The sequence below is a fragment of the Dermacoccus abyssi genome (assembly GCF_003515945.1).
Taxonomy (GTDB): Bacteria; Actinomycetota; Actinomycetes; order Actinomycetales; family Dermatophilaceae; genus Dermacoccus; species Dermacoccus abyssi.
In genome coordinates, this window is sequence record NZ_QWLM01000007.1 from 48,007 (window position 1) to 67,112 (window position 19,106).

The window sequence follows — 19,106 nt, forward strand, 5'->3', positions numbered from 1 at the left end:
CGGAGGGGCTCGACCGGCAGGTCGAGCCCCTCCGTCATGCCCGCGGTGCCTCGCATCCTGGGTCGACGGCCACTTACTTACTTCAAAGTAAGGACGTTGTCGGTGGCCCGTCCTAGGGTGGATCCATGACTTCTCAGACCGCATCTTCGCCCGCCGTCCGCGTTGCGCAGGACGTGGCGAAGCGCATGAGCCACCGCGTCACTGCTGCCGCCGACGCGCCCCAGCGTGAGCGCACGACGCCTCTCACCGGTGAGGTTGTCGCGTCGCTGCCTGAGTCGAGCGTCGCCGACGTCGAGCGCTCCTTCGAGGCGGCGCGTGCGGCTCAGCCCGCGTGGGCCGCGACGCCCGTCAAGGAGCGCGTGGAGTTCCTGGAACGCCTGCACGACCTCGTGCTCGAGCACCAGAGCGAGATGCTCGACCTCATCCAGCTCGACTCGGGCAAGGCCCGCATCCAGGCCTTCGAGGAGATTCTCGACACCGCCGGTGTGTGCCGCCACTACGCGAAGAAGGCACCGAGCTATCTCGCCGAGCGCAAGGGTGCGGGCGCCATGCCGGTGCTGACGCAGGCCCGCACGGGCTACCGCCCCAAGGGCGTCGTCGGCGTCGTCGCGCCGTGGAACTACCCGCTGTCGATGACGATCACCGATGCCCTGCCCGCCCTTGCTGCCGGCAACGCCGTCGTCCTTCGTCCTGACGAGAAGGCCTCTCTCACCTGCCTCAAGATCGTCGAGCTCATCGACGAGGCCGGTTTACCGGAGGGGCTGCTCCAGGTCGTCCTGGGCGACGGCCCCACGGTCGGTGGCGCCGTCCTCGAGCGCGCGGACTACGTCATGTACACGGGCTCGACGAACGTCGGGCGTCAGGTCGCACGCGACGCCGGTGAGCGTCTTGTCGGTGCATCCCTCGAGCTCGGCGGCAAGAACGCCATGTACGTCGCCGAGGACGCTGACCTCAAGCGCGCCGCCGAGGGTGCCCAGCGCGCCGTGTTCTCCAGCGCGGGCCAGCTGTGCATCTCGATCGAGCGCCTCGTGCTCCACGAAGCCATCGCCGACGAGTTCCTCCGCCTGTTCCTCGCCCGCGTCAAGGCGATGAAGCTCAGCACCGAGGTGGGCTGGGGCGCCGACATGGGCAGCCTCATCTCCGCCCAGCAGCTCGAGCGCGTCGAGGAGCACGTCGCGGATGCCGTCTCCAAGGGCGCCACGGTGCTCGCGGGCGGCAAGGCGCGCCCCGACGTCGGCCCCTTCGTCTACGAGCCCACCGTGCTCGACGGTGTTGTCGATGGCATGAGCTGCCGACGCGACGAGACCTTCGGCCCGCTCGTGTCGGTCTACCGCGTCGCGAACGACGACGAGGCCGTCGCCTTCGCCAACGACAGTGAGTACGGCCTCAACGCGTCCGTCTGGACCAAGGACGTCAAGCGCGGCCGCGCCATCGCCGCCCGCATCCAGTCCGGCACCGTCAACGTCAACGAGGGCTACGCCTCTGCGTACGCGAGCAACGGTGCGCCGATGGGCGGCATGAAGTCCTCCGGCGTCGGCCGTCGTCACGGGGCTGAGGGCATCCGCAAGTACACCGACATCCAGAACGTCACGGTGCAGCACGTCCAGGGCTTCGGCGTGCCGAAGGGCATGTCGCAGAAGCAGTTCGCCAAGGTGATGACGGTCGGTATGCGCCTCATGAAGCGAGGAGGCGTCGCATGAGCGGCTTCGATCACGACGTCGTCGTCATCGGTTCCGGTTTCGGCGGCTCCGTCGCCGCCCTGCGATTGGCCGAGAAGAACTACGACGTCCTCGTCTACGAGGCGGGCCCGCGCCGTGAGGACGACGACTTCGCCACCTCGAGCTGGGACGTGCGAAATTACCTGTGGGCGCCCGCGCTCAAGTGCTACGGCGTGCAGCGCATCCACAAGATCCCTGACGCCGTCATCCTCGCCGGGGCCGGTGTGGGCGGCGGGAGCCTCAACTACGCCAACACGCTCTACGTGCCGCCGCAGCCGTTCTTCGCCGACAAGCAGTGGTCGCACATCACCGACTGGTCCGCAGAACTCATGCCGCACTACGAGACGGCGAAGAAGATGCTCGGCGTCGTCGAGTCCAACCCGTGCGAGGGGCCGGTCGAGCAGCTCATGCGCGATGTCGCCGCAGACCTCGGCGTGAGCGAGACGTTCCGCAAGACGCCCGTCGGCGTGTTCTTCGGGGAGTCCGGAAAGCGTGTCGCCGACCCGTACTTCGGGGGAGAGGGCCCGGAGCGCACCGGGTGCACCGAGTGCGGCAACTGCATGGTCGGCTGCCGCGTCGGTGCGAAGAACACCCTCGCGAAGAACTACCTGCCCCTCGCCGAACGCTCCGGCGCGCGCATCGAGCCGATGCGTACCGTCGTCGACCTCGAGCCGCTCGGCCCGAACGGTGATGAGGGCTGGCGCATCACGACGGAGGCCACCGGCGCCTGGGTGCGCAAGAACCGTCGCACGGTGACGGCGCAGCACGTCGTCATGGCAGCCGGCACGTGGGGCACGCAGAGCCTCCTGCACTCGCTGCAGGCCGACGGCAAGCTTCCGCGCCTGTCGCGCACGCTTGGTCACCTCACCCGCACCAACTCCGAGGAGCTCGGCGGTGCCGCCGCCACGCAGCTGCCCGAGGGCGTCGACCTCACACACGGCGTGGCCATCACGTCGAGCTTCCACGTCGACGAAACCACCCACGTCGAGAACGTGCGCTACGGGCGCGGCTCGAACGCCATGGGCCTGTTCTCCACGCTGCTCATTCCCGGTGACGTGGGCAACCGCGTCGTCGAGTTCGTCAAGCAGTTCGCGCGCCGCCCGGTCATGCTCACGAAGGCCGTCGTCCCCAAGGGCTGGAGCGAGCGCACCATCATCGCGCTCGTCATGCAGACGGTCGACAACTCGCTCATCGTCTCCCCGAAGAAGACGCGCCGCGGGTGGAAGCTCACCTCCCGTCAGGGCCACGGTGAGCCGAACCCGACGTGGATCCCGGGCGGCCACAAGGCCATCCGCGGCATGGCCGAGCGTCTCGAGCGGGTCAGCGGCAAGGAGGCCATCGCGGGTGGCACGTGGAACGAACTGTTCGACGTGCCCATGACGGCGCACTTCCTCGGCGGCGCCCCGATCAGCGACGGCCCGGAGACCGGCGTCATCGACGCCTACCAGCGCGTGCACGGCTACCCCACGATGTCGATCGTCGACGGTACGGCCGTCTCCGCGAACCTCGGCGTCAACCCGTCGCTCACCATCACGGCTCAGGCCGAGCGTGCCTTCTCGCTGTGGCCGGCCAAGGGCGAGCGCGACGAGCGTCCGGCTCAGGGCGAGGCGTACGTCCGGCTCGAACGCGAGCCGAACCGGGTGCCCGGCCAGCCCGTAGCCCTCGGCATGCCGACGGTGGCACGGACACCCGCGACGTAGTCACCGCGCGTCGGCGCGTACCCTGGTGGGGTGCTCCAGACCGCGATGAAACCCCGTTTCGTGCGGCTGTTCGCGCTCATGCTCGTGCTCGTTGCCGCGTTCATCTGGCTCGGCAAGTGGCAGTGGGGGACGGCCAACAACGAGGCCAACCAGAAGGTGCTCGAAGCGGCGTCGCAGCGCACGCGCGAGCCGCTCGACGCGGTGATCAAGCCGCAGACGCCGTTCGACAACTCGACGTCGTTGCAGCCCATCACCGTCACTGGCCGCTACGACACGAGCAAGACCGAGCTCGTCGCGGGCCGCGTGCTCGAGGGCAAGCACGGCTGGTGGGTCATGACCCCACTCGTCGTCGACAGCACCGGAGCACGGCTGCCCATCGTGCGCGGCTTCGTCGACAAGACGACGAACATCCCGAAACCGCCCTCGGGCACCGTGACCGTCGAGGGCGCGCTGGCGCCCGGTGAGTCGGTGTCGACGATGGACGCTCTTCCGCCCGGCCAGATCGGCACGATCGACATGGGTCTGCTGCTCAACAAGTGGGACGGCCGCGTCTACAACGCCTTCATCTTCTCCACGGACCAGCAGCCCGCGACGCGGGTGAAGCCGGGGGAAACCACCCCAGAGCACATTCCACCGCCCGTGCCGCGCACGACCCACATCGAGTGGCGCAACGCGGCCTATGCCATCCAGTGGTGGGTGTTCGCCGTCTTCGCGGTCTTCATGTGGGTCAAGCTCGTGCGCGACGAGCACCACCTCGAGATCGCCGCCGACGAGAGCCGTGTTGACGAGAACAACGAGCAGGATCACACAACTCCCAGCGAAGACGATTCCCCTTCCGACGTGACGACGCCCCCTACGGGCGAGCGAGAGGACGACCGATGACCGACCAGAAGCCCGCTGCTGCGGGCAAGCCCATGATCGACGTGAACCAGGCCCGCTCGGCCCTGAAGTTCTTCAAGATCGCCGCGTTCATCGTCGGCATCGGCCTGCTCGTGCTCGTGCTCGAGATGGTGCTGCACTACGGGTTCCACAACGACGCGCTCGCGTGGTGGCCGCAGCCGCACGGCCTGCTCTTCCTCGTCTACGTCGCGGCGACGGCGAACCTCGGGTTCAAGATGCGCTGGGGTCTCGGCAAGATGGTCCTCGTCATCCTCGCGGGGTGCGTGCCGTTCCTGTCGTTCTGGGTCGAGCGCAAGATGAGCCGCGAGGTCGAGGCCGACCTCGCGGGCCGCTGACGGGCCGACGGCCGGAAGGCCTGTCGGTGGCGACGGATAGGATGAACGCGTGAGCGACAACCTGCAGGATCACCCCGTACTCGTCGTCGATTTCGGCGCCCAGTACGCCCAACTCATCGCGCGCCGCGTGCGCGAGTGCGCCCTCTATTCCGAGGTCGTGCCGCACACGATGAGCGCAGAGGAGATGCTGGCCAAGAACCCCGCCGCCATCGTGCTGTCGGGCGGGCCCTCATCCGTCTACGCCGACGGTGCTCCGTCGCTCGACGTGGCGCTGCTCGAAGCGGGCGTGCCGGTCTTCGGTATCTGCTATGGCTTCCAGGCCATGGCGCACGCCCTCGGCGGAACCGTCGCCCACACCGGTGGCCGCGAGTACGGTCACACGATGGCCACGATCACCCACACCGACTCGATCCTCTTCGACGGTCAGCCCGCCGAGCAGGCCGTGTGGATGTCGCACGGTGACGGCGTGAGCGAGGCCCCCACGGGCATGACGGTGTGCGCTCGCACGCCCGGCGCCCCCGTCGCCGCGTTCGAGGACGCCGAGCGCAAGCTCTTCGGCGTGCAGTGGCACCCGGAGGTGCTCCACTCCACGCACGGCCAGGAAGTGCTGCGCAACTTCCTGCTCAACGGCGCCGGCCTCAAGGCCGAGTGGACGCCCGCCAACATGGCCGAGGAACTCGTCGCCCAGGTGCGCGAGCAGATCGGTGAGGGCCGCGCCATCTGTGGTCTCTCCGGTGGTGTCGACTCGTCCGTCGCCGCGGCCATGGTGCAGAAGGCCATCGGCGACCGGCTCACGTGTGTCTTCGTTGACCACGGCCTGCTGCGCGCCGGTGAGGCCGAGCAGGTCAAGGAGGACTTCGTCGCCGCTACCGGTGTCGACCTCGTCGTCGTCGACGCCTCCGAGCGCTTCCTCGAGGCGCTGGCCGGCCAGTCCGATCCCGAGACGAAGCGCAAGATCATCGGCCGCGAGTTCATCCGCGTCTTCGAGCAGGCGGCGCGCGACATCGTCGGTGCCGAATCGGACAGCGAACACCCCGTCGAGTTCCTCGTTCAGGGCACGCTCTACCCCGACGTCGTCGAATCCGGCGGCGGCACCGGCGCGGCCAACATCAAGAGCCACCACAACGTCGGCGGTCTGCCCGACGACCTGCAGTTCAAGCTCGTCGAACCGCTGCGCGCCCTCTTCAAGGACGAGGTGCGCCAGGTCGGCCTCGAACTCGGCGTGCCCGATTCCATCGTCTGGCGCCAGCCGTTCCCCGGCCCCGGCCTCGGCATCCGCATCATCGGCGAGGTGACGGCCGAGCGTCTCGAGATCCTGCGCGCGGCCGACAAGATTGCCCGCGAGGAGCTCACGGCCGCGGGCCTCGACCGCGACATCTGGCAGTGCCCCGTCGTCCTTCTGGCCGACGTGCGCTCGGTCGGTGTGCAGGGCGACGGCCGCACCTACGGCCACCCCATCGTGCTGCGCCCCGTCTCCAGCGAGGACGCCATGACGGCCGACTGGACGCGCCTGCCCTACGACGTCCTGGCCACGATCTCGAACCGCATCACGAACGAGGTCTCCGACGTCAACCGCGTCGTGCTCGACGTGACGAGCAAGCCCCCGGGCACCATCGAGTGGGAGTGAGCGCCCACCGATGAGCGAGCAGCAGCCCGCTCCCGACGCCGACGGCGCGGCCCACGTGGTCGCGCCGTCGGCGTGCCACGGGGCGACCCCGGTCGGTGAACCCAGCGACCTCACCGAACCCGTCCGCCGCTTCGTCTGCTCCGTTCGGACGATGGCGTTCGTCTCACTGGCGTCGTTCGTCCTCGTCCTGTGGGTCTTCACCCGTACTGCGCGCGCCCAGGTGTGGGACGAGCGTGGGCGGATGAGCACAGGTGCGAGCGCGCGGGCGTGGGTTCACATCGTCGATCCGCTCACCTACATCACGATCGGCTCGGTCGCGACGCTGCTCGCCGCCTTCGTCGTCATCGCGCTCGCGCGGCAACGAGCGGGTCTCGCGCTGGCCGCGATCCTCGTGGTCGGGGGAGCGAACGTCACGACGCAACTGTTCAAGGCGTACTGGCCCACGAGCCCGCACCTGTGGGACAACTCCCTGCCGAGCGGACACTCGACCGTTGCGATGAGCCTCAGCCTCGCGGCGATCCTCGTCGCGCCGTCCGGGGCCAGACGGTGGCTCGTGCCCTTCGCCGCCTTCGGAGCCACGTTCGTCGGCGCCGGAACGATCGTCGGGCACTGGCACCGCCCGGCCGACGTCTGGGCGGCCTTCCTCGTCTGCCTCCTGTGGTCGGCCGGAGCGATCGGTCTCGTGCTCAAACTCCAGTTGCGGCGCCACACCCGCGACGCGAAGTACGCGTTGCGCCCTGCCGCAGGCGTCGTCGGGAGCATGACGGCGGGGCTCATCTTCGTCGGGCTCGGAGTGCGGCCGCTCGACGCCGACCTCAAGCTGGCCGAGGCGATCGTCGCCCTCGGAGTCACCGGGTTGCTCGCGGCGTTCGTCGTCGCATGGGTGAGCGCTGCGGCAGACGACAACCTCGGATGAGGGACCCGGTGAAGCGAATCGAGCCACTCGTCCTGGCGGGGAGCCTGCTCGTTCTCGAGGCCCTCATCGCGCTGCGCGCCACGGCGTCCGGCAAGCGCCTGGCTGCGGCCACCACGCACTGGCTCGGTGAAGCCGATCGCCCTGACGGCGGTCTGATCTGGCCCGCCTCCGGCCTCGTGACGCGTGCCTATCTACCGTTCGTTGCACTGATGCTCGTGGCGCTCGCGGTCGCACTGACGCGCCACTCGCTGCGGCGCCGAGCACTCGCAGGGGCGTTCGTCCTCGTTGTCAGCGGCGTGGGGGCGCAGGTGCTGGGGCGTCTCCTCGTGCCCGTGCTCGGACAGGAGTCCGCGACGCTCCCCAGCGGGCATGCGGCCCTCGTGCTCGGCGCCTGTGTGGCCTGGATCTGGATCGCACCCGCCCGGCATCACCTCGCGGTCCTGTGCGCAGCCGGTGCCGTTGCGACGGCCGGGTCGCTCGGCATCGTCGTCGCGCAGTGGCACCGCCCGGGCGACGTGCTCGCGTCCCTCGCCCTCGTCACGGCCGTGACGGCGGTCGCTCGTCCTTTCGCCAGGACGGGCGCGATCGCCCCGGCCGTCAGCGAGGCCGAGGGCAACCGGGCGCACACGTTTCGGGGTGGCTTCGGCTACAGCCCCGCGATCGAAGCGCTCCTGGCGGCTCTGTGCGGCGCAGCCGGCTGCGTCGTGCTCTACCAGGGGTGGGGTTCGGCGCTCGTCGGCGAGAACGTCGCTGCCCTTGTCGGCGGCTTGGCCGTGCGATGGGGCCTCGCCCTCGCGGCGGGGCTGCTCGTGTGGTTCGCCGCGCGCGTCGACGAAAGCCCTGTCAGTCGCCTCCACTAGGCTGGGCGGGTGCTTCGAACTACAGCAGCTGTGCTCGCCGGGAAGTCGGCTCGCGTCGCAACGAGACTGCGCGGTGGCGGTAGCGCCCTGCCCGGTCTCGTCGTCGAGAAGGTCGACCCGAAGTTCCTCGCCACGGCTCTCGCGGACCTCCCGAAGGGTGTCGTCGTCGTCACCGGCACGAACGGCAAGACCACGACGACCAAGATGCTCGTCGCGCTCCTTCGCGCGCACGGCCTCAAGGTGTTCACCAACCCCACGGGCTCGAACTTCACGCGCGGCGTCATCTCCTCGGTGCTCGGTGAGGTGTCGCTGCGCGGCACCATCGACGCCGACATCGCCGTGCTCGAACTCGACGAGGCGCACGCCCTGCACTTCGCCAAGGTGGTCAAGCCGACGCACGCGCTGCTGCTCAACGTGGCACGAGACCAGCTCGACCGTTTCGCCGAGATCGACTACACCGCGAAGCTCCTACGTCAGCTCGCCGAGCAGACCACCGAGGGCGTCGTGCTCAACCGTGACGACTCGTTCGTCGCGCGCATCGAGAGCACGCTGAAGCCGAACGTCGAGGTCTCCTACTTCGGCGTCGACGAGACGATCGCGGAGCGCCTCGGTGAGCTCATGGAACAGGACGTGCGCAGCGACGACGACTTCGTCCAGCCGCTCGTGAGCTCCGGTGACGGACTCCTTCTGCCGATCGACGATCGCAAGTTCCTCGTCACGTTCGCCGACCGCGCCGACGGAAGCGCCAACGTCGGGCCGATGCAGGTGCGTCAGCACGGTCTCGCGGCCATGATCAACGCCACGGCGGCCACGTCGATGGCGCGTCGGCTGCTCGGCGACGACTTCCTGCCGGCCACCGCCGTCAGCGCCCTCGAAGCGGTGCAGCCGCCGTTCGGTCGCGGCGAGGTCATCGACGTCGACGGTCAGGAACTCGAGCTCGTGCTCGTGAAGAACCCGGCCGGGTTCACCGTGGCCCTCTCGACGTACGGCGGACGCCCGGTGGCGAGCATGGTGGCCATCAACGACAACTACGCCGACGGGCGTGACGTGTCGTGGCTGTACGACGTCAACTTCGCCTCCCTGCGTGAGCGCGGCGTCGAACTCACCTCCGGCGTGCGCGCCTACGACATGGCGTTGCGCCTCGCCTACGACGGCGTCGAGGTGCGTCACGTCGAGCCCGAACTCACGTCCGCGCTCGACACGTTCCTCGCCGAGCACCCGAACGAGCCGAAGCGCATCTTCTGCACCTACACGGCGATGATGGCGCTACGCCGCACGCTCGCCGAGCGCTACGACCTGCCCGACATCGGAGAGGACGCCCCCGAATGAGCCAGCCCACTCCCGCGAACGTCGAGCCCATCGTCAACGACGACCTCGCCGCCATGGACGTCGTCCCGACGACGCTCGGTGACCCGACCGGGCCGAGCAAGGGACGCGTCACCGTCGTCCACCTGTACCCGCGTGAGATGTCGATCTACGGCGACCTCGGCAACACGCGCTGCCTCGAGGCGCGCCTGCGTTGGCACGGGTACGAGCCGAACGTCATCAGCCACAACCCGGGCGACGATTTCCCCGACGACGCGCACCTCGTCGTCGGCGGCGGCGGCCAGGACTCCGGGCAGGTGCGTGTCGAGGCCGACCTCGAGAAGATCGGCCCCGAGCTCAAGGAGCTCGCCGAGGACGGCGTGCCGATGCTCATGATCTGCGGCATGTACCAGCTCTTCGGCAAGGCCTTCATCACGGTTGACGGCAAGACGCTGCCGGGCCTCGGCATCCTCGACGTCACGACGCGCGGCAACGAGAAGCGCATGATCGGTCCCGTCGTGCTCTCCACCGAGTTCGGTGACGTCGTCGGCTACGAGAACCACTCCGGTTCGACGGTGCTGGGGGAGGGGCAGGAGGCGTTCGGCTCCGTACGCTCCGGCTTCGGCAACAACGGCGAGGACGGCCACGAGGGAGCCCGTACGAACAACGTCGTCGGCTCCTACCTGCACGGCCCGATCCTGCCGGCCAACCCGCACCTCGCCGACTGGCTCATCGCCCGCGCCGTCGAGAAGGCGCTCGCCCAGCCGTTCGAACCGGGTGAGATCGACGACCGGTTCGCCGACCAGGCCCGCGAGCGTCAGGTTCGCCGCCTCACGAAGAGCTGACCGGCACTCGCTGATCTCAGGGACGAAGCCCCCTCGCCGCACACGTTGCGGTGACGGGGCTTCGTCGCGTTCTGACGGCGTGTGGTGACTACGCGCGGGCGCCGGGCGCGCCGTCGGGCGTCAGGGGCACCTTGGGCAAGACGAACCAGGCGAGCCAGCCCATGGCGCCGAGCGGTACCTCGAGCAGGTGCGTGAAGATTGCGAAGACGAGCACGCCGGCAGCGGCGGCGGGCTTGTCGGCGCCCCAGGCCACCATGACGGCGAGCGTGCCGGCTTCGGTGATGCCGAGCCCACCCGGCGTCACGCCCACCGCGGTGAGGAGGCGTCCGACGGCGTAGGCGGCGAAGAGCTTGCCGAGCGAGAGGTCGACGCCGACGACCTCCATCGTTCGCCAGAAGAGGAGGAAGTAGACGCCGAGGAACCCGACGACGCCGACCGTCATGGGGAACCACCCGGTGGCCGTCACCGTGGCGAGGCGGCGACGCTGGTCGACGAGCACGTGACGCAGGTCGACGCGCGACTTGCCGCGCTGTTCTCGCCAGGCGCTGACGCGTCCGCCGAAGCGGCGGTGCACCCACGCGCCGAAGCGCTCGGTCTTGTGCGGCGAGATGAGAATGGCCACGAACACGGCGATGATGACGAGCCCGACGATGCCTCCCGTGAACGCCCCGCGGCGCACGCCCTTGGGCAGTGCGTCCGTGGAGGAGAGCAGGGCCACGCCGAGCAGCGGCATCGCCATGCGGGCGACGACGTTCCAGACGCCCGAGACGATGACCGATGTCGAGATCGCAGCGCGTGCGAAGCCCCACGAACGCAGCATGAGGTAGGTCGCGGCCACCCCGGCGGCACCGCCGCCCGGCAGCAGGTTGCCCGCTGCAGAGCCGGAGACGTTGACGATGAGCGCCTTGACGTGGCCCAAGCCGGGCAGCGAACCCGTCAGGGTGAAGGTGTAGAGCCACAGGCCCAGGACGACGAGACCGAAGAGTTCGAGGCCGTTGACCCACCCGAGTCGATCGAGGTGAGTGCCGATCTCGGTCCACGTCGTCTGACCGAACCACGGCAGACCGAAGACGAGGATCGCCGCGGCGAGGGCGAGGCCGAACACGGCCTGCAGCAGCTGCTTGCCGGTGGCCTTCGGAAACGCCGTGGGGTCGGCTTCCTGCGTCGCGCGCCCTTCGGCGTCGGTCGCGGCAGGTTGACGCCCCACACTCACTCCTTCGTGTCCGTTCGGGCGGCGCGCGGTGGCAAGCCCCCGAAGATGTCACGCGCGACCGGGCCCTTGTGGAGCGGGTCGCGGAACCATTCCCGACAGAAGACTACGTCGTAGAGCGGTCGGGGAATTCTCAGGAATGCCGCCAGAGTTCGGTCCGCGTCGCCGTCGGCGCTGGCCTGCGAAGCGTGGGCGCGCATCGAGGCACGCTTCTGCGCGGCGAAGCGTCCCACCGAGATGCGGTGGGTGATGTCACGCCGGGCGCTGTAGGCGCGCTCGAACGAGGCCATGTCGAAGTCGTCGGGGAAACGATAGAAGCGCGCGACGAGGTGCAGAGCCCGGACGAGCAGGTCGCGCGGAACGGTGGCTTCGAGGACGCGTGGCGTTCCGGCGAGCTCGGCGGCGCGGGCACCTACCTCGTGCACACGCACGTGATCCCGGTGGCCGTAGCCGCCGTTCTCGTCGTAGGAGAGCAGGACGTCGGCGTCCTCCTCGCGCAGAATCTCGGCGAGCGCCTCGGCCGCTTCGTCGACGTCGACCGTGATGAAACGGCGCTTACCGGGCGGGTCGGGGAAGGTTTCGGGACCCATGCCGGAGTCGGCGTGGCCGAGCGTCTCGACGCGCGCGACGCCCAGTGCGCGGGCGCTCTCGAGGAGTTCGTTCCAGCGTCGGGCGGCGAGTTCGTCGGGGCCGCCGTAGCCGGAGTCGGCGAGGCCGAGGGCACCGTCGGTGGCGACGACGAGGACGACGCGGTGTCCCTCTGCGGCAGCCTTCGCCATCGTGCCCGAGGTGAGCAGCGCCTCGTCGTCGGGGTGAGCGTGGAAGGCGACAAGCGTGCGCGGCATGGCATCGGGGGACACGGCATCTGGTGTGGTCATCGTGTGCCATCCTCGCGCATGACAGACTTTCATCCGTGAAGATCGCGCTGGTGTCGGACTGTTACCTGCCTCGCTTGGGCGGTATCGAGGTGCAGGTGCACGATCTCGCGCAGCGCCTCGTCGCCCAGGGCCACGAGGTCGTCGCCTACACGGTGACGCCGGCGCACGCGGAGCAGTACAGCGGCCTGGAGATCATCGACGGCATCCACGTCCACCGTTTCGCGCTCGGTCTGCCGTACGACGTCGCGCTCAACCCGATGGCCATCTCGCAGTTGCGCGTCGCCATCACGAACGGCGGATTCGACGTCGTCCACGCCCACATCGGCGTCATCAGCCCCTTCTCGATGGACGCGGTCCGGATGACGCTCGGCATGGGCATCCCGACCGCGGTCACGTGGCACTCGGTCATGAGCTGGGCGGGACCGTTGCTGCGTCCGCTGGGCTTCATCAAGCGGTGGGCCGCCGACGGCGCGGCGCTCTCGGCGGTGTCGCGGGTGGCCGCGCGGCCGGTGGCGTCGATGGCCGGCGCCGGGCACGAGGTCGTCGTCCTGCCCAACGGCATCGACACGGACGTCTGGACCCCCGGTGGCCCGCGGATCGGTGACGAGGTGCGTGTCATCTCGGCGATGCGTCTGGCGCGGCGCAAGCGCCCTCTCGAGTTCTTCAAGGTGATGAAGGCCGTGCACCGCGAAGCGCCGAACGTGCGTCTCGAGATCGCCGGCGAGGGGGAGCTGCGCGCGAAGCTCGTACGCGCTGTCGACCTCGCCGACGCGCACGAGTGGGTGTCGCTGCCGGGGCGCATGACGCGTGCGCAACTGCACGAGCGCTACCTCGATTCCGACCTCTACGTTGCGCCTGCGCGCCTCGAGGCGTTCGGCATCGCGGCTCTCGAAGCGCGCTCGTCGGGTCTGCCGGTGCTCGCGCCCACGAGCAGCGGCGTGTGCGAGTTCGTCGAGAACGAGGTGAACGGCCTGCTCGTCGACGGTGACGAGGGGCTGGTCGCGGGCCTCACCCGGCTCGCACTCGACCGGGACCTGCGCGAGTCGATGGCCCACACGAACCGCACCGTGCGCCCGAAGCAGGCGTGGCCCGAGGTCGTACGCCTCGCCGAGGACGAGTACGCGCGGGCCGCCGACCTGCAGAGGCGACGATGAACATCGGGGCGGGCATCACCGTCGTCGGACTCACCGCGGATGACGCGGGTGGCACTCGAGAGGTGTTCCGGGAACCGCTGCGCCAGGGCGTCGCGCCCCGGCGCCAGTTGCGCGAGGCTGGATTCCGGGCCTCCAGGCTGCCCCACGTGACGAGCGACGCCGACGACGCCGTCCTCGCGTACGAGGTGACGTCGCTGCCGGCCTCGTCCCGCACACCCTGTGCGCATGCCACGGAGAAGGCGGACCTCGTGCGGCAGCGCCTCGCCGCCTACGCGGTCGTCACGAGCGAACGTGGCGTGCTGCTCACCCGGCTGTCCCAGACCACCGGACGACCGGGTCTGTGGATCCTGCCGGGTGGCGGTGTCGACGCGGGGGAGCACCCGGCGGAAGCCGTCGTGAGGGAGGTCTGGGAGGAAGCCGGGCAGGACGTGGAGCTCGGTGAGCTCGTCGACGTCTCGTCCTCGCATCGGGTGGGTATCGGGCGCGGTGACGTCGTGGAGGACTTCCACGCGGTGCGCCTGCTGTTCACCGCGTCCTGTTCGCAGCCGTCCGAACCCGTTGTCCACGACGTCGGTGGTTCGACCGAGAGCGCGGCGTGGTTCTCGATCGCCGAAGCCGTCGACCCCGAAGCGCCCGGTTACCCCGAGGGCGGGATGGCCTCGTGGGCCCTCGACGCGGTGCGGGCCTTCGCGGATATGCCATGAGTGCACAGGGCGGCCGGGTGAGGGCTCGCACCGTATTCGGGTGGCTCGCCTTGGGGCTCCTGGGTTCTGCCTGATCTGGGTCCCGGCGATGCACGGGCTCGTCGTGCGTGAGCAAGCCAAGACACGCGCGCTCGCCGAGTCGGGCCGTGTCGTCACGGTGGAGAACGTCGAGGACGTGCGCGTCAGCGTCCAGAGTTCCAGGTCGCAGCGCTACGTCTCCAATGTAGGGGTGCGAATCGACGGCACATGGGTGTGGCTGTCGGGGTTTGACGAAGACCGGCCTGATTCCACCCGCCATTGGTACACACGGGGTGGCCTGCAACCTCCGATGCCGGGTACCCGCGCCTAGCCGCCTCTCGAAGTGCGTTACGTCCCTGGGGCGCCGAACGCTGCCACGGTGGAGGACCATGAACATCGGGTGGCGAACCTCGTGGACACGCGATGGTTCTGGCTGGCGGACGCCATGGCCGCAGCCGTGGCGGTGCTCATGGTGCTGTTCGTCCGGCATCGTGTGCGTCGATGGAGCCAGCGTCGTATCCAGGACACGAATCAGCGTCGGCGCCCGTAGACGAGCCCCAGCGCACCGGCCACGACGGCCGTGGCGCCGATGCCGAGCAGGATGCCGGGCACCGTGTAGCGCGAGTCCAGGCTGATGACGTCACCGTACGCGAGCGCGCAGAGCACGGCTGTGACGAGTCCGATCGTGGCGAGGACGGCCCCGACGATGTTGGCTTCACGACGTTCGTCGTCGCGTCGCTCCCGTGCGCTCGCCGGTGCGGGTGTGGCCCCCTGCTCGTACGACCAGGCCTGCGTGGGGGCGCTCGCGCCGTAGCTGAAGTCGTCGTAACTCGTCATCGCTCGTTCGCCTGCTCTCGTGAGGTGGGGTTGGTCATCGGTGGGATCTCGAGGCTTGATTCGTCGTTCACGAGCCCGTACCCGACGTCTTCGCCGGTGCCTGGCTGCGCACATGGACGAACACGTCGCCGATTCCGACGTCGGTCTTCAGACGGATCGTCTTGTTGCCCGACCCGAGAGTCGTACGGGTCGGCTCCGTGCCGCTCGAACCGCCTGCCTCGTAGAACACCTGGCCGGCGTCGTCGGTGGCGCTGATGTACCCGAGGCGCGTCACCGAGGTGAGTTCGACCTTGACGCCGCGCGGCACCTCGACGCGCAGGCGCCCGGCGGTGAGGCGGGCGTTGACGTCGACGACCTCGGGCATTGTCGCGACGTCGACGCGGGTGAGATCGATCGTGCTCGTGCCCATTCCGGCGTCGTACGACTGCGTGGCGGCCAACGTCGTCGGCTGGGCGGACAGGGAGCTCGTGCGACTCGAGTAGCCGGCCGCGTGCAACGACGCGAAGGTGATGCTGACGGCGATGAGCGGCACGACGAGCAGGCTCAACACACCGACGCGGTAGCCGCGCAGCGCGAAGAAGAGGGTTCCGAGGCTCACGACGGCAAGGCTCCCGAACACCAACCAGGGCAATGCCGTTTCGCCGCCGGTCGTCACGCCGCCGACGAGGCCGAGTGCCGGCGGGACGACCGCAAGGCCGGCGAGCAGGAGGAAAGCGGCGAACGGCAACCGGGTGCGGCGCCGGCGGGCGCGGCGTTCGGCGTTGCGCGCGCGGCGGGCCTCCTGGGCGGCGAGGTTGTTCTGCTGGTGGTGAGCCCGAGCCGCCCGAAACTGCTCCCGGGCGCTTCGGCGCTCGTCGATGAACGGCACCGAGCTCGAGGTGGCGTCGCCGTCGAATCCGTAGCCCGTCACGGGTGGTTCTGCCACGGTGTTGCTCCCGCCGGGTGCGGGCGTCGGTGCGTAGGTCGCGCCAAGGGGGAGAGGTTCGTCCGTGCGGCCGCGACGAACGACGACGAACGCCAGGGCCCCGAGTGCAACAAGGGAGATCACGGGGCCGGTGTTGCCGAGGAACTCGAAACCGAAGCCCCACGGCATCGTGACGAGGAGGGCCAGCGCGGTGAGCACGAGGACGACCATCGGCATACCGCTGTCGCCGCGGCGGACCTCGTCGAGCACGACGCGGTCGGCGAGGTCGGGCACGAGGCTCCACGCCAGGAGGTAGACCACCAGGCCGACACCTGACAGCACGAGCAGGATGGCCGCCGCGCGCACGAGCAACGGCGCGACGCCGAGTCGCAGCCCGACGCCGGCGCAGACACCGCCGAGCCACCCGCCGTCGGTGTCGCGACGCAGGTCGATGTCGCGCAACGTCTCGATGAAGCGGTCGAAGCCCGCTCCCGTCGCGGCGCTTGTCGCGCCGCGCGCACTGCTTCCGGTGCGCTCGTCTTCCCGCGGGTTCGGGGTGGCCGTCTCGTTCATGCCCCCAGCCTGCCGCGTGCTCGCGGTCCACCGGCAGGGGGAGCAACCCTGACGCGACCCTGAACTTCCTCGAGGCGACCCCGGGAAAGGGGCGCTCGCGCTCGCGCGTGCGACACCATGGAGTCATGACGACGCAGCAGAGCACCTCGGCCCCCTCGGGGGCCGAACGTGTGCTGCCCGCGCACTGGCCGGACGTCAACGAACGACCTCCGCTCGAGCGCCTGCCGCGAGCAGGCTGGCTCGGCGGTGTCTGTGCCGGTATCGCACGCCACCTCGGCGTCTCGGCGTGGGCCGTGCGGGGCGTCGTCATTGTCACGTCGCTCGTGTGGGTGGGGCTGCCGGTCTACCTCTTCCTGTGGTTCTCGATGCCGCGCGCTGAGCAGGCCGGTCGGACGCCGCGTCCGCGCCTGCTGCTCGCGTCCGGATTCCTCATCGTCACGCTCGTCGGCGCACTGCTGGCCGACACCTCGGGCGTCAGCGTTCAGCTCGGCATTCCGTTGCTCGTGTCGTCGGCGGGCCTCGTCATTGCGTGGTCGCGCCTGGCCGACCGCGACCGACGAGCCTGGGTGAGCAGTGACTTCGGTCGACGAGAGTCATTGCTGCGCCTGAGTTTCGGTGCGTTCCTCGTGCTCGTCGGTCTCGTCACGGCGGCCGCGACGGGTCGTGGCTTCGCCGGTCTGCGTGACGTGGGTATCGCCCTCGTCGTCCTGCTCGGCGGGCTGGCGGCCGTGCTCGCGCCGTTCGGGCTGCGCCTGTGGGACGACATGCGTCGCGACCAGGCGGAGAAGGCCATGGCCGACGCCCGAGCCGACGTCGCCTCGCACCTGCACGACTCCGTCCTGCAGACGCTCGCGCTCATCCAGCGCCGCACGAACGAACCGGAGATCGCCCAGCTCGCCCGCACCCAGGAGCGCGACCTGCGCTCGTGGCTCTTCGCCGACGACGAGAACGCCCCCGAGGTGGCCGACGCGCCGGAACTGCTGCGCGGCGTCGTCCACGCGGTCGAGGACGGCTTCGCCGTGCCGGTCGACGTCATCGTCACCGGGCAAGCACCCGTGACCCCGCGGATCGAAGCACTCGTGAGCGCGGTACGGGAGGCGACGACGAACGCGGCCAAGCACGGTGCGCCGCCCGTCTCCGTCTACGCCGAGTTCAACGCCGACGTGGCAGAGGTGTTCGTCCGCGACCACGGCGAAGGGTTCGATCTCGACGCCGTCGCGGAGGACCGCGCGGGGGTGCGCGAGTCGATCGTCGGGCGCATGGAACGTCACGGCGGCAGCGCCCGCATCCGTCGTCTCGACGACGGTCTCGAAGTCTCACTCACGATGCCCTTGGAGGAAAGGTCATGACTGCACCGTTGCGCGTCGTCCTCGTCGACGACCACCGGATGTTTCGCGCCGGCGTGCGCGCCGAACTGCTCGAGGCCGCGTCGGCGGGCACGCCCGTGGAGTTCGTCGGTGAAGCGGGCAGCGTCGAGGAGGCGGTCGAGGTCATCACCCGCGAGCGCCCCGACGTCGTCCTGCTCGACGTGCACCTGCCCGGCGGTGACGGACGTGGCGGAGCCGACGTGGCCCGCGCCTGTGCGGGCGTCGACTCGAACGCGGGGGAGCCGGTACGGATGCTCGCGCTGTCGGTCTCGGACGCGGCGGAGGACGTCGTCGCCGTCATCCGCGCGGGCGCTCGCGGTTACGTGACGAAGACGATCTCACCCGACGACCTGCTGCGTGCCCTCGAGCGCGTCGCCGCGGGTGACGCCGTCTTCTCGCCGCGGCTGGCCGGATTTGTCCTCGACGCGTTCGGCGCCGCAGCGGGGGAGGTGGCCGAGGTCGACGAGGAACTCGACAAGCTCTCGGCCCGTGAGCGCGAAGTGATGCGACTCATCGCGCGCGGATATCAGTACAAGGAGGTCGCGAAGGAGCTGTTCATCTCCGTCAAGACCGTCGAAACCCACGTGAGCAACGTCCTGCGCAAGCTCCAGTTGTCAAACCGGCACGAGCTCACGTCGTGGGCGATGGCGCGGCGCCTTCTCTGACGTCCCGGCCTTGAGAGCCGCATGGGCCGTGACGGCAGGTCGGCACCTCAACCGGGCGAGTTCAGGATCCAAAGTGGCGTGACGACGAGTGCGCACTTCACGAGCAGCCCATCGCGGCCAGGCTCGGACGACGAAAGGTGCGCCCCGGCGAACCGGGGCGCACCTTCGTGCGAGCGAGTCGATCAGTGCCAGAAGACGGCCACGGCAACGTTGACGACGGCCAGCACCGCGGCACCGGTGACGAGCGGAGCAGCCACTTCGTTCTTCTTCTCCTTCGACTGGGCCACCTCGAGCAGGCCCACGACGACGAAGGCGATGAGGAGCTTGACCGCCACCCAGACGTGGTTGAGCTCCCAGCTCTGCGATGAGGCCACACCCACCATCGCGAGGCCGATGAGCAGCTGTGCGCGGGCACCCCACACCATCGCGGGCACGGCACGCGGTGCCTTGGCGACGGCGGCGTACCCACCGATGATCGCGGCCATGCCGAGCAGGTGGGCGAACAGGAGCACGTTCTGCAGAGTCGTCATGACTCCAGGCTAGGTGCTCGCTGCACATCGCTTGTGCGGCGGGGCTGTTCGCCGTGCGTT

19 protein-coding genes are annotated in these 19,106 nt (G+C 69.6%); 14 read left to right on the forward strand and 5 right to left on the reverse strand.

From position 1 onward, the window contains the following. Positions 1-125 precede the first annotated feature (125 nt). From D1832_RS07550 to D1832_RS07590, 9 genes are read left to right on the forward strand one after another with little or no spacing between them, the layout of a single operon-like run. The gene (locus D1832_RS07550) at positions 126-1,700 is read left to right on the forward strand and encodes a succinic semialdehyde dehydrogenase (RefSeq protein WP_118913317.1); all 1,575 of its coding nucleotides are present in this window, start codon (positions 126-128) and stop codon (positions 1,698-1,700) included. Next, on the forward strand, positions 1,697-3,418 hold the full coding sequence (locus tag D1832_RS07555; protein WP_118913318.1) for a GMC family oxidoreductase: 1,722 nt from the start codon (positions 1,697-1,699) through the stop codon (positions 3,416-3,418). Before D1832_RS07550 ends, D1832_RS07555 begins: the two co-directional genes overlap by 4 nt. Positions 3,419-3,448: 30 nt before the next feature. Further along, complete coding sequence (locus D1832_RS07560) at positions 3,449-4,300, forward strand: SURF1 family protein (protein ID WP_118913319.1); 852 nt, start codon at positions 3,449-3,451, stop codon at positions 4,298-4,300. Continuing rightward, the gene (locus tag D1832_RS07565) at positions 4,297-4,653 is read left to right on the forward strand and encodes a DUF3817 domain-containing protein (protein ID WP_118913320.1); all 357 of its coding nucleotides are present in this window, start codon (positions 4,297-4,299) and stop codon (positions 4,651-4,653) included. The genes D1832_RS07560 and D1832_RS07565 overlap by 4 nt, the downstream gene beginning before the upstream one ends. Before the next feature lie 49 nt (positions 4,654-4,702). Further along, a complete protein-coding gene (guaA, locus tag D1832_RS07570; RefSeq protein ID WP_047311794.1) occupies positions 4,703-6,280 on the forward strand; it encodes a glutamine-hydrolyzing GMP synthase in 1,578 nt (525 codons plus the stop codon). Positions 6,281-6,290: 10 nt separating this feature from the next. Then, complete coding sequence (locus tag D1832_RS07575; RefSeq protein ID WP_118913321.1) at positions 6,291-7,196, forward strand: phosphatase PAP2 family protein; 906 nt, start codon at positions 6,291-6,293, stop codon at positions 7,194-7,196. A gap of 8 nt (positions 7,197-7,204) precedes the next feature. After that, positions 7,205-8,056, forward strand: a complete 852-nt coding sequence (locus tag D1832_RS07580) for a hypothetical protein (protein WP_118913322.1) — start codon at positions 7,205-7,207, stop codon at positions 8,054-8,056. Between the two features lie 9 nt (positions 8,057-8,065). Continuing rightward, a complete protein-coding gene (locus D1832_RS07585; RefSeq protein ID WP_118913323.1) occupies positions 8,066-9,385 on the forward strand; it encodes a Mur ligase family protein in 1,320 nt (439 codons plus the stop codon). Next, positions 9,382-10,206, forward strand: coding sequence for a type 1 glutamine amidotransferase (locus tag D1832_RS07590; protein WP_415544796.1), 825 nt, complete (start codon positions 9,382-9,384; stop codon positions 10,204-10,206). Before D1832_RS07585 ends, D1832_RS07590 begins: the two co-directional genes overlap by 4 nt. 88 nt (positions 10,207-10,294) lie before the next feature. Here the strand turns inward: D1832_RS07590 and D1832_RS07595 are convergent, their stop codons facing one another. Together D1832_RS07595 and D1832_RS07600 are read right to left on the reverse strand one after the other, a co-directional pair. After that, positions 10,295-11,413 carry a lysylphosphatidylglycerol synthase transmembrane domain-containing protein gene (locus D1832_RS07595; RefSeq protein WP_241510917.1) on the reverse strand — a complete coding sequence of 373 codons (1,119 nt, stop codon included), beginning with the start codon at positions 11,411-11,413 and terminating at the stop codon, positions 10,295-10,297. A 2-nt stretch (positions 11,414-11,415) separates the two neighbouring features. Continuing rightward, complete coding sequence (locus tag D1832_RS07600; protein ID WP_241510918.1) at positions 11,416-12,294, reverse strand: PIG-L deacetylase family protein; 879 nt, start codon at positions 12,292-12,294, stop codon at positions 11,416-11,418. A gap of 35 nt (positions 12,295-12,329) precedes the next feature. Here D1832_RS07600 and D1832_RS07605 point away from each other — a divergent pair, with 35 nt between their 5' ends. The 3 genes from D1832_RS07605 (at position 12,330) to D1832_RS15320 (ending at position 14,720) form a co-directional block, all read left to right on the forward strand. Continuing rightward, positions 12,330-13,448, forward strand: a complete 1,119-nt coding sequence (locus tag D1832_RS07605; protein ID WP_047311797.1) for a glycosyltransferase family 4 protein — start codon at positions 12,330-12,332, stop codon at positions 13,446-13,448. Then, positions 13,445-14,152, forward strand: coding sequence for an NUDIX hydrolase (locus D1832_RS07610; protein ID WP_118913327.1), 708 nt, complete (start codon positions 13,445-13,447; stop codon positions 14,150-14,152). Before D1832_RS07605 ends, D1832_RS07610 begins: the two co-directional genes overlap by 4 nt. 430 nt (positions 14,153-14,582) lie before the next feature. Continuing rightward, positions 14,583-14,720: a hypothetical protein gene (locus D1832_RS15320; protein WP_182434709.1), complete on the forward strand. Its 138-nt coding sequence runs from the start codon at positions 14,583-14,585 to the stop codon at positions 14,718-14,720. On the opposite strand, the gene D1832_RS07620 is transcribed toward D1832_RS15320, so the two are convergent. Both D1832_RS07620 and D1832_RS07625 read right to left on the reverse strand, forming a co-directional pair. Further along, positions 14,702-15,007 (reverse strand): hypothetical protein, encoded by a 306-nt coding sequence (locus D1832_RS07620; RefSeq protein WP_118913329.1) that lies wholly within the window; start codon positions 15,005-15,007, stop codon positions 14,702-14,704. The two genes, D1832_RS15320 and D1832_RS07620, sit on opposite strands and share 19 nt — an antisense overlap. Before the next feature lie 67 nt (positions 15,008-15,074). Further along, positions 15,075-16,484: a PspC domain-containing protein gene (locus D1832_RS07625; protein WP_118913330.1), complete on the reverse strand. Its 1,410-nt coding sequence runs from the start codon at positions 16,482-16,484 to the stop codon at positions 15,075-15,077. A 125-nt stretch (positions 16,485-16,609) separates the two neighbouring features. On the opposite strand from D1832_RS07625, the gene D1832_RS07630 reads away from it, so the two are divergent. Both D1832_RS07630 and D1832_RS07635 read left to right on the forward strand, forming a co-directional pair. After that, positions 16,610-17,833, forward strand: a complete 1,224-nt coding sequence (locus D1832_RS07630) for an ATP-binding protein (protein ID WP_118913331.1) — start codon at positions 16,610-16,612, stop codon at positions 17,831-17,833. Continuing rightward, positions 17,830-18,516, forward strand: a complete 687-nt coding sequence (locus D1832_RS07635; RefSeq protein ID WP_047311800.1) for a LuxR C-terminal-related transcriptional regulator — start codon at positions 17,830-17,832, stop codon at positions 18,514-18,516. Before D1832_RS07630 ends, D1832_RS07635 begins: the two co-directional genes overlap by 4 nt. A 182-nt stretch (positions 18,517-18,698) precedes the next feature. Here the strand turns inward: D1832_RS07635 and D1832_RS07640 are convergent, their stop codons facing one another. Then, on the reverse strand, positions 18,699-19,046 hold the full coding sequence (locus D1832_RS07640) for a hypothetical protein (RefSeq protein ID WP_047311801.1): 348 nt from the start codon (positions 19,044-19,046) through the stop codon (positions 18,699-18,701). Positions 19,047-19,106: the final 60 nt, after the last annotated feature.

Coding starts and splice junctions, on each gene's coding strand:
- D1832_RS07550 (WP_118913317.1), top strand. CDS start 126: ATGACTTCTCAGACCGCATCTTCGCCCGCCGTCCGCGTTGCGCAGGAC.
- D1832_RS07640 (WP_047311801.1), bottom strand. CDS start 19,046: ATGACGACTCTGCAGAACGTGCTCCTGTTCGCCCACCTGCTCGGCATG.
- D1832_RS07555 (WP_118913318.1), top strand. CDS start 1,697: ATGAGCGGCTTCGATCACGACGTCGTCGTCATCGGTTCCGGTTTCGGC.
- D1832_RS07600 (WP_241510918.1), bottom strand. CDS start 12,294: ATGACCACACCAGATGCCGTGTCCCCCGATGCCATGCCGCGCACGCTT.
- D1832_RS07565 (WP_118913320.1), top strand. CDS start 4,297: ATGACCGACCAGAAGCCCGCTGCTGCGGGCAAGCCCATGATCGACGTG.
- D1832_RS07620 (WP_118913329.1), bottom strand. CDS start 15,007: ATGACGAGTTACGACGACTTCAGCTACGGCGCGAGCGCCCCCACGCAG.
- D1832_RS07590 (WP_415544796.1), top strand. CDS start 9,382: ATGAGCCAGCCCACTCCCGCGAACGTCGAGCCCATCGTCAACGACGAC.
- D1832_RS07575 (WP_118913321.1), top strand. CDS start 6,291: ATGAGCGAGCAGCAGCCCGCTCCCGACGCCGACGGCGCGGCCCACGTG.
- D1832_RS07625 (WP_118913330.1), bottom strand. CDS start 16,484: ATGAACGAGACGGCCACCCCGAACCCGCGGGAAGACGAGCGCACCGGA.
- D1832_RS07610 (WP_118913327.1), top strand. CDS start 13,445: ATGAACATCGGGGCGGGCATCACCGTCGTCGGACTCACCGCGGATGAC.
- D1832_RS07630 (WP_118913331.1), top strand. CDS start 16,610: ATGACGACGCAGCAGAGCACCTCGGCCCCCTCGGGGGCCGAACGTGTG.
- D1832_RS07635 (WP_047311800.1), top strand. CDS start 17,830: ATGACTGCACCGTTGCGCGTCGTCCTCGTCGACGACCACCGGATGTTT.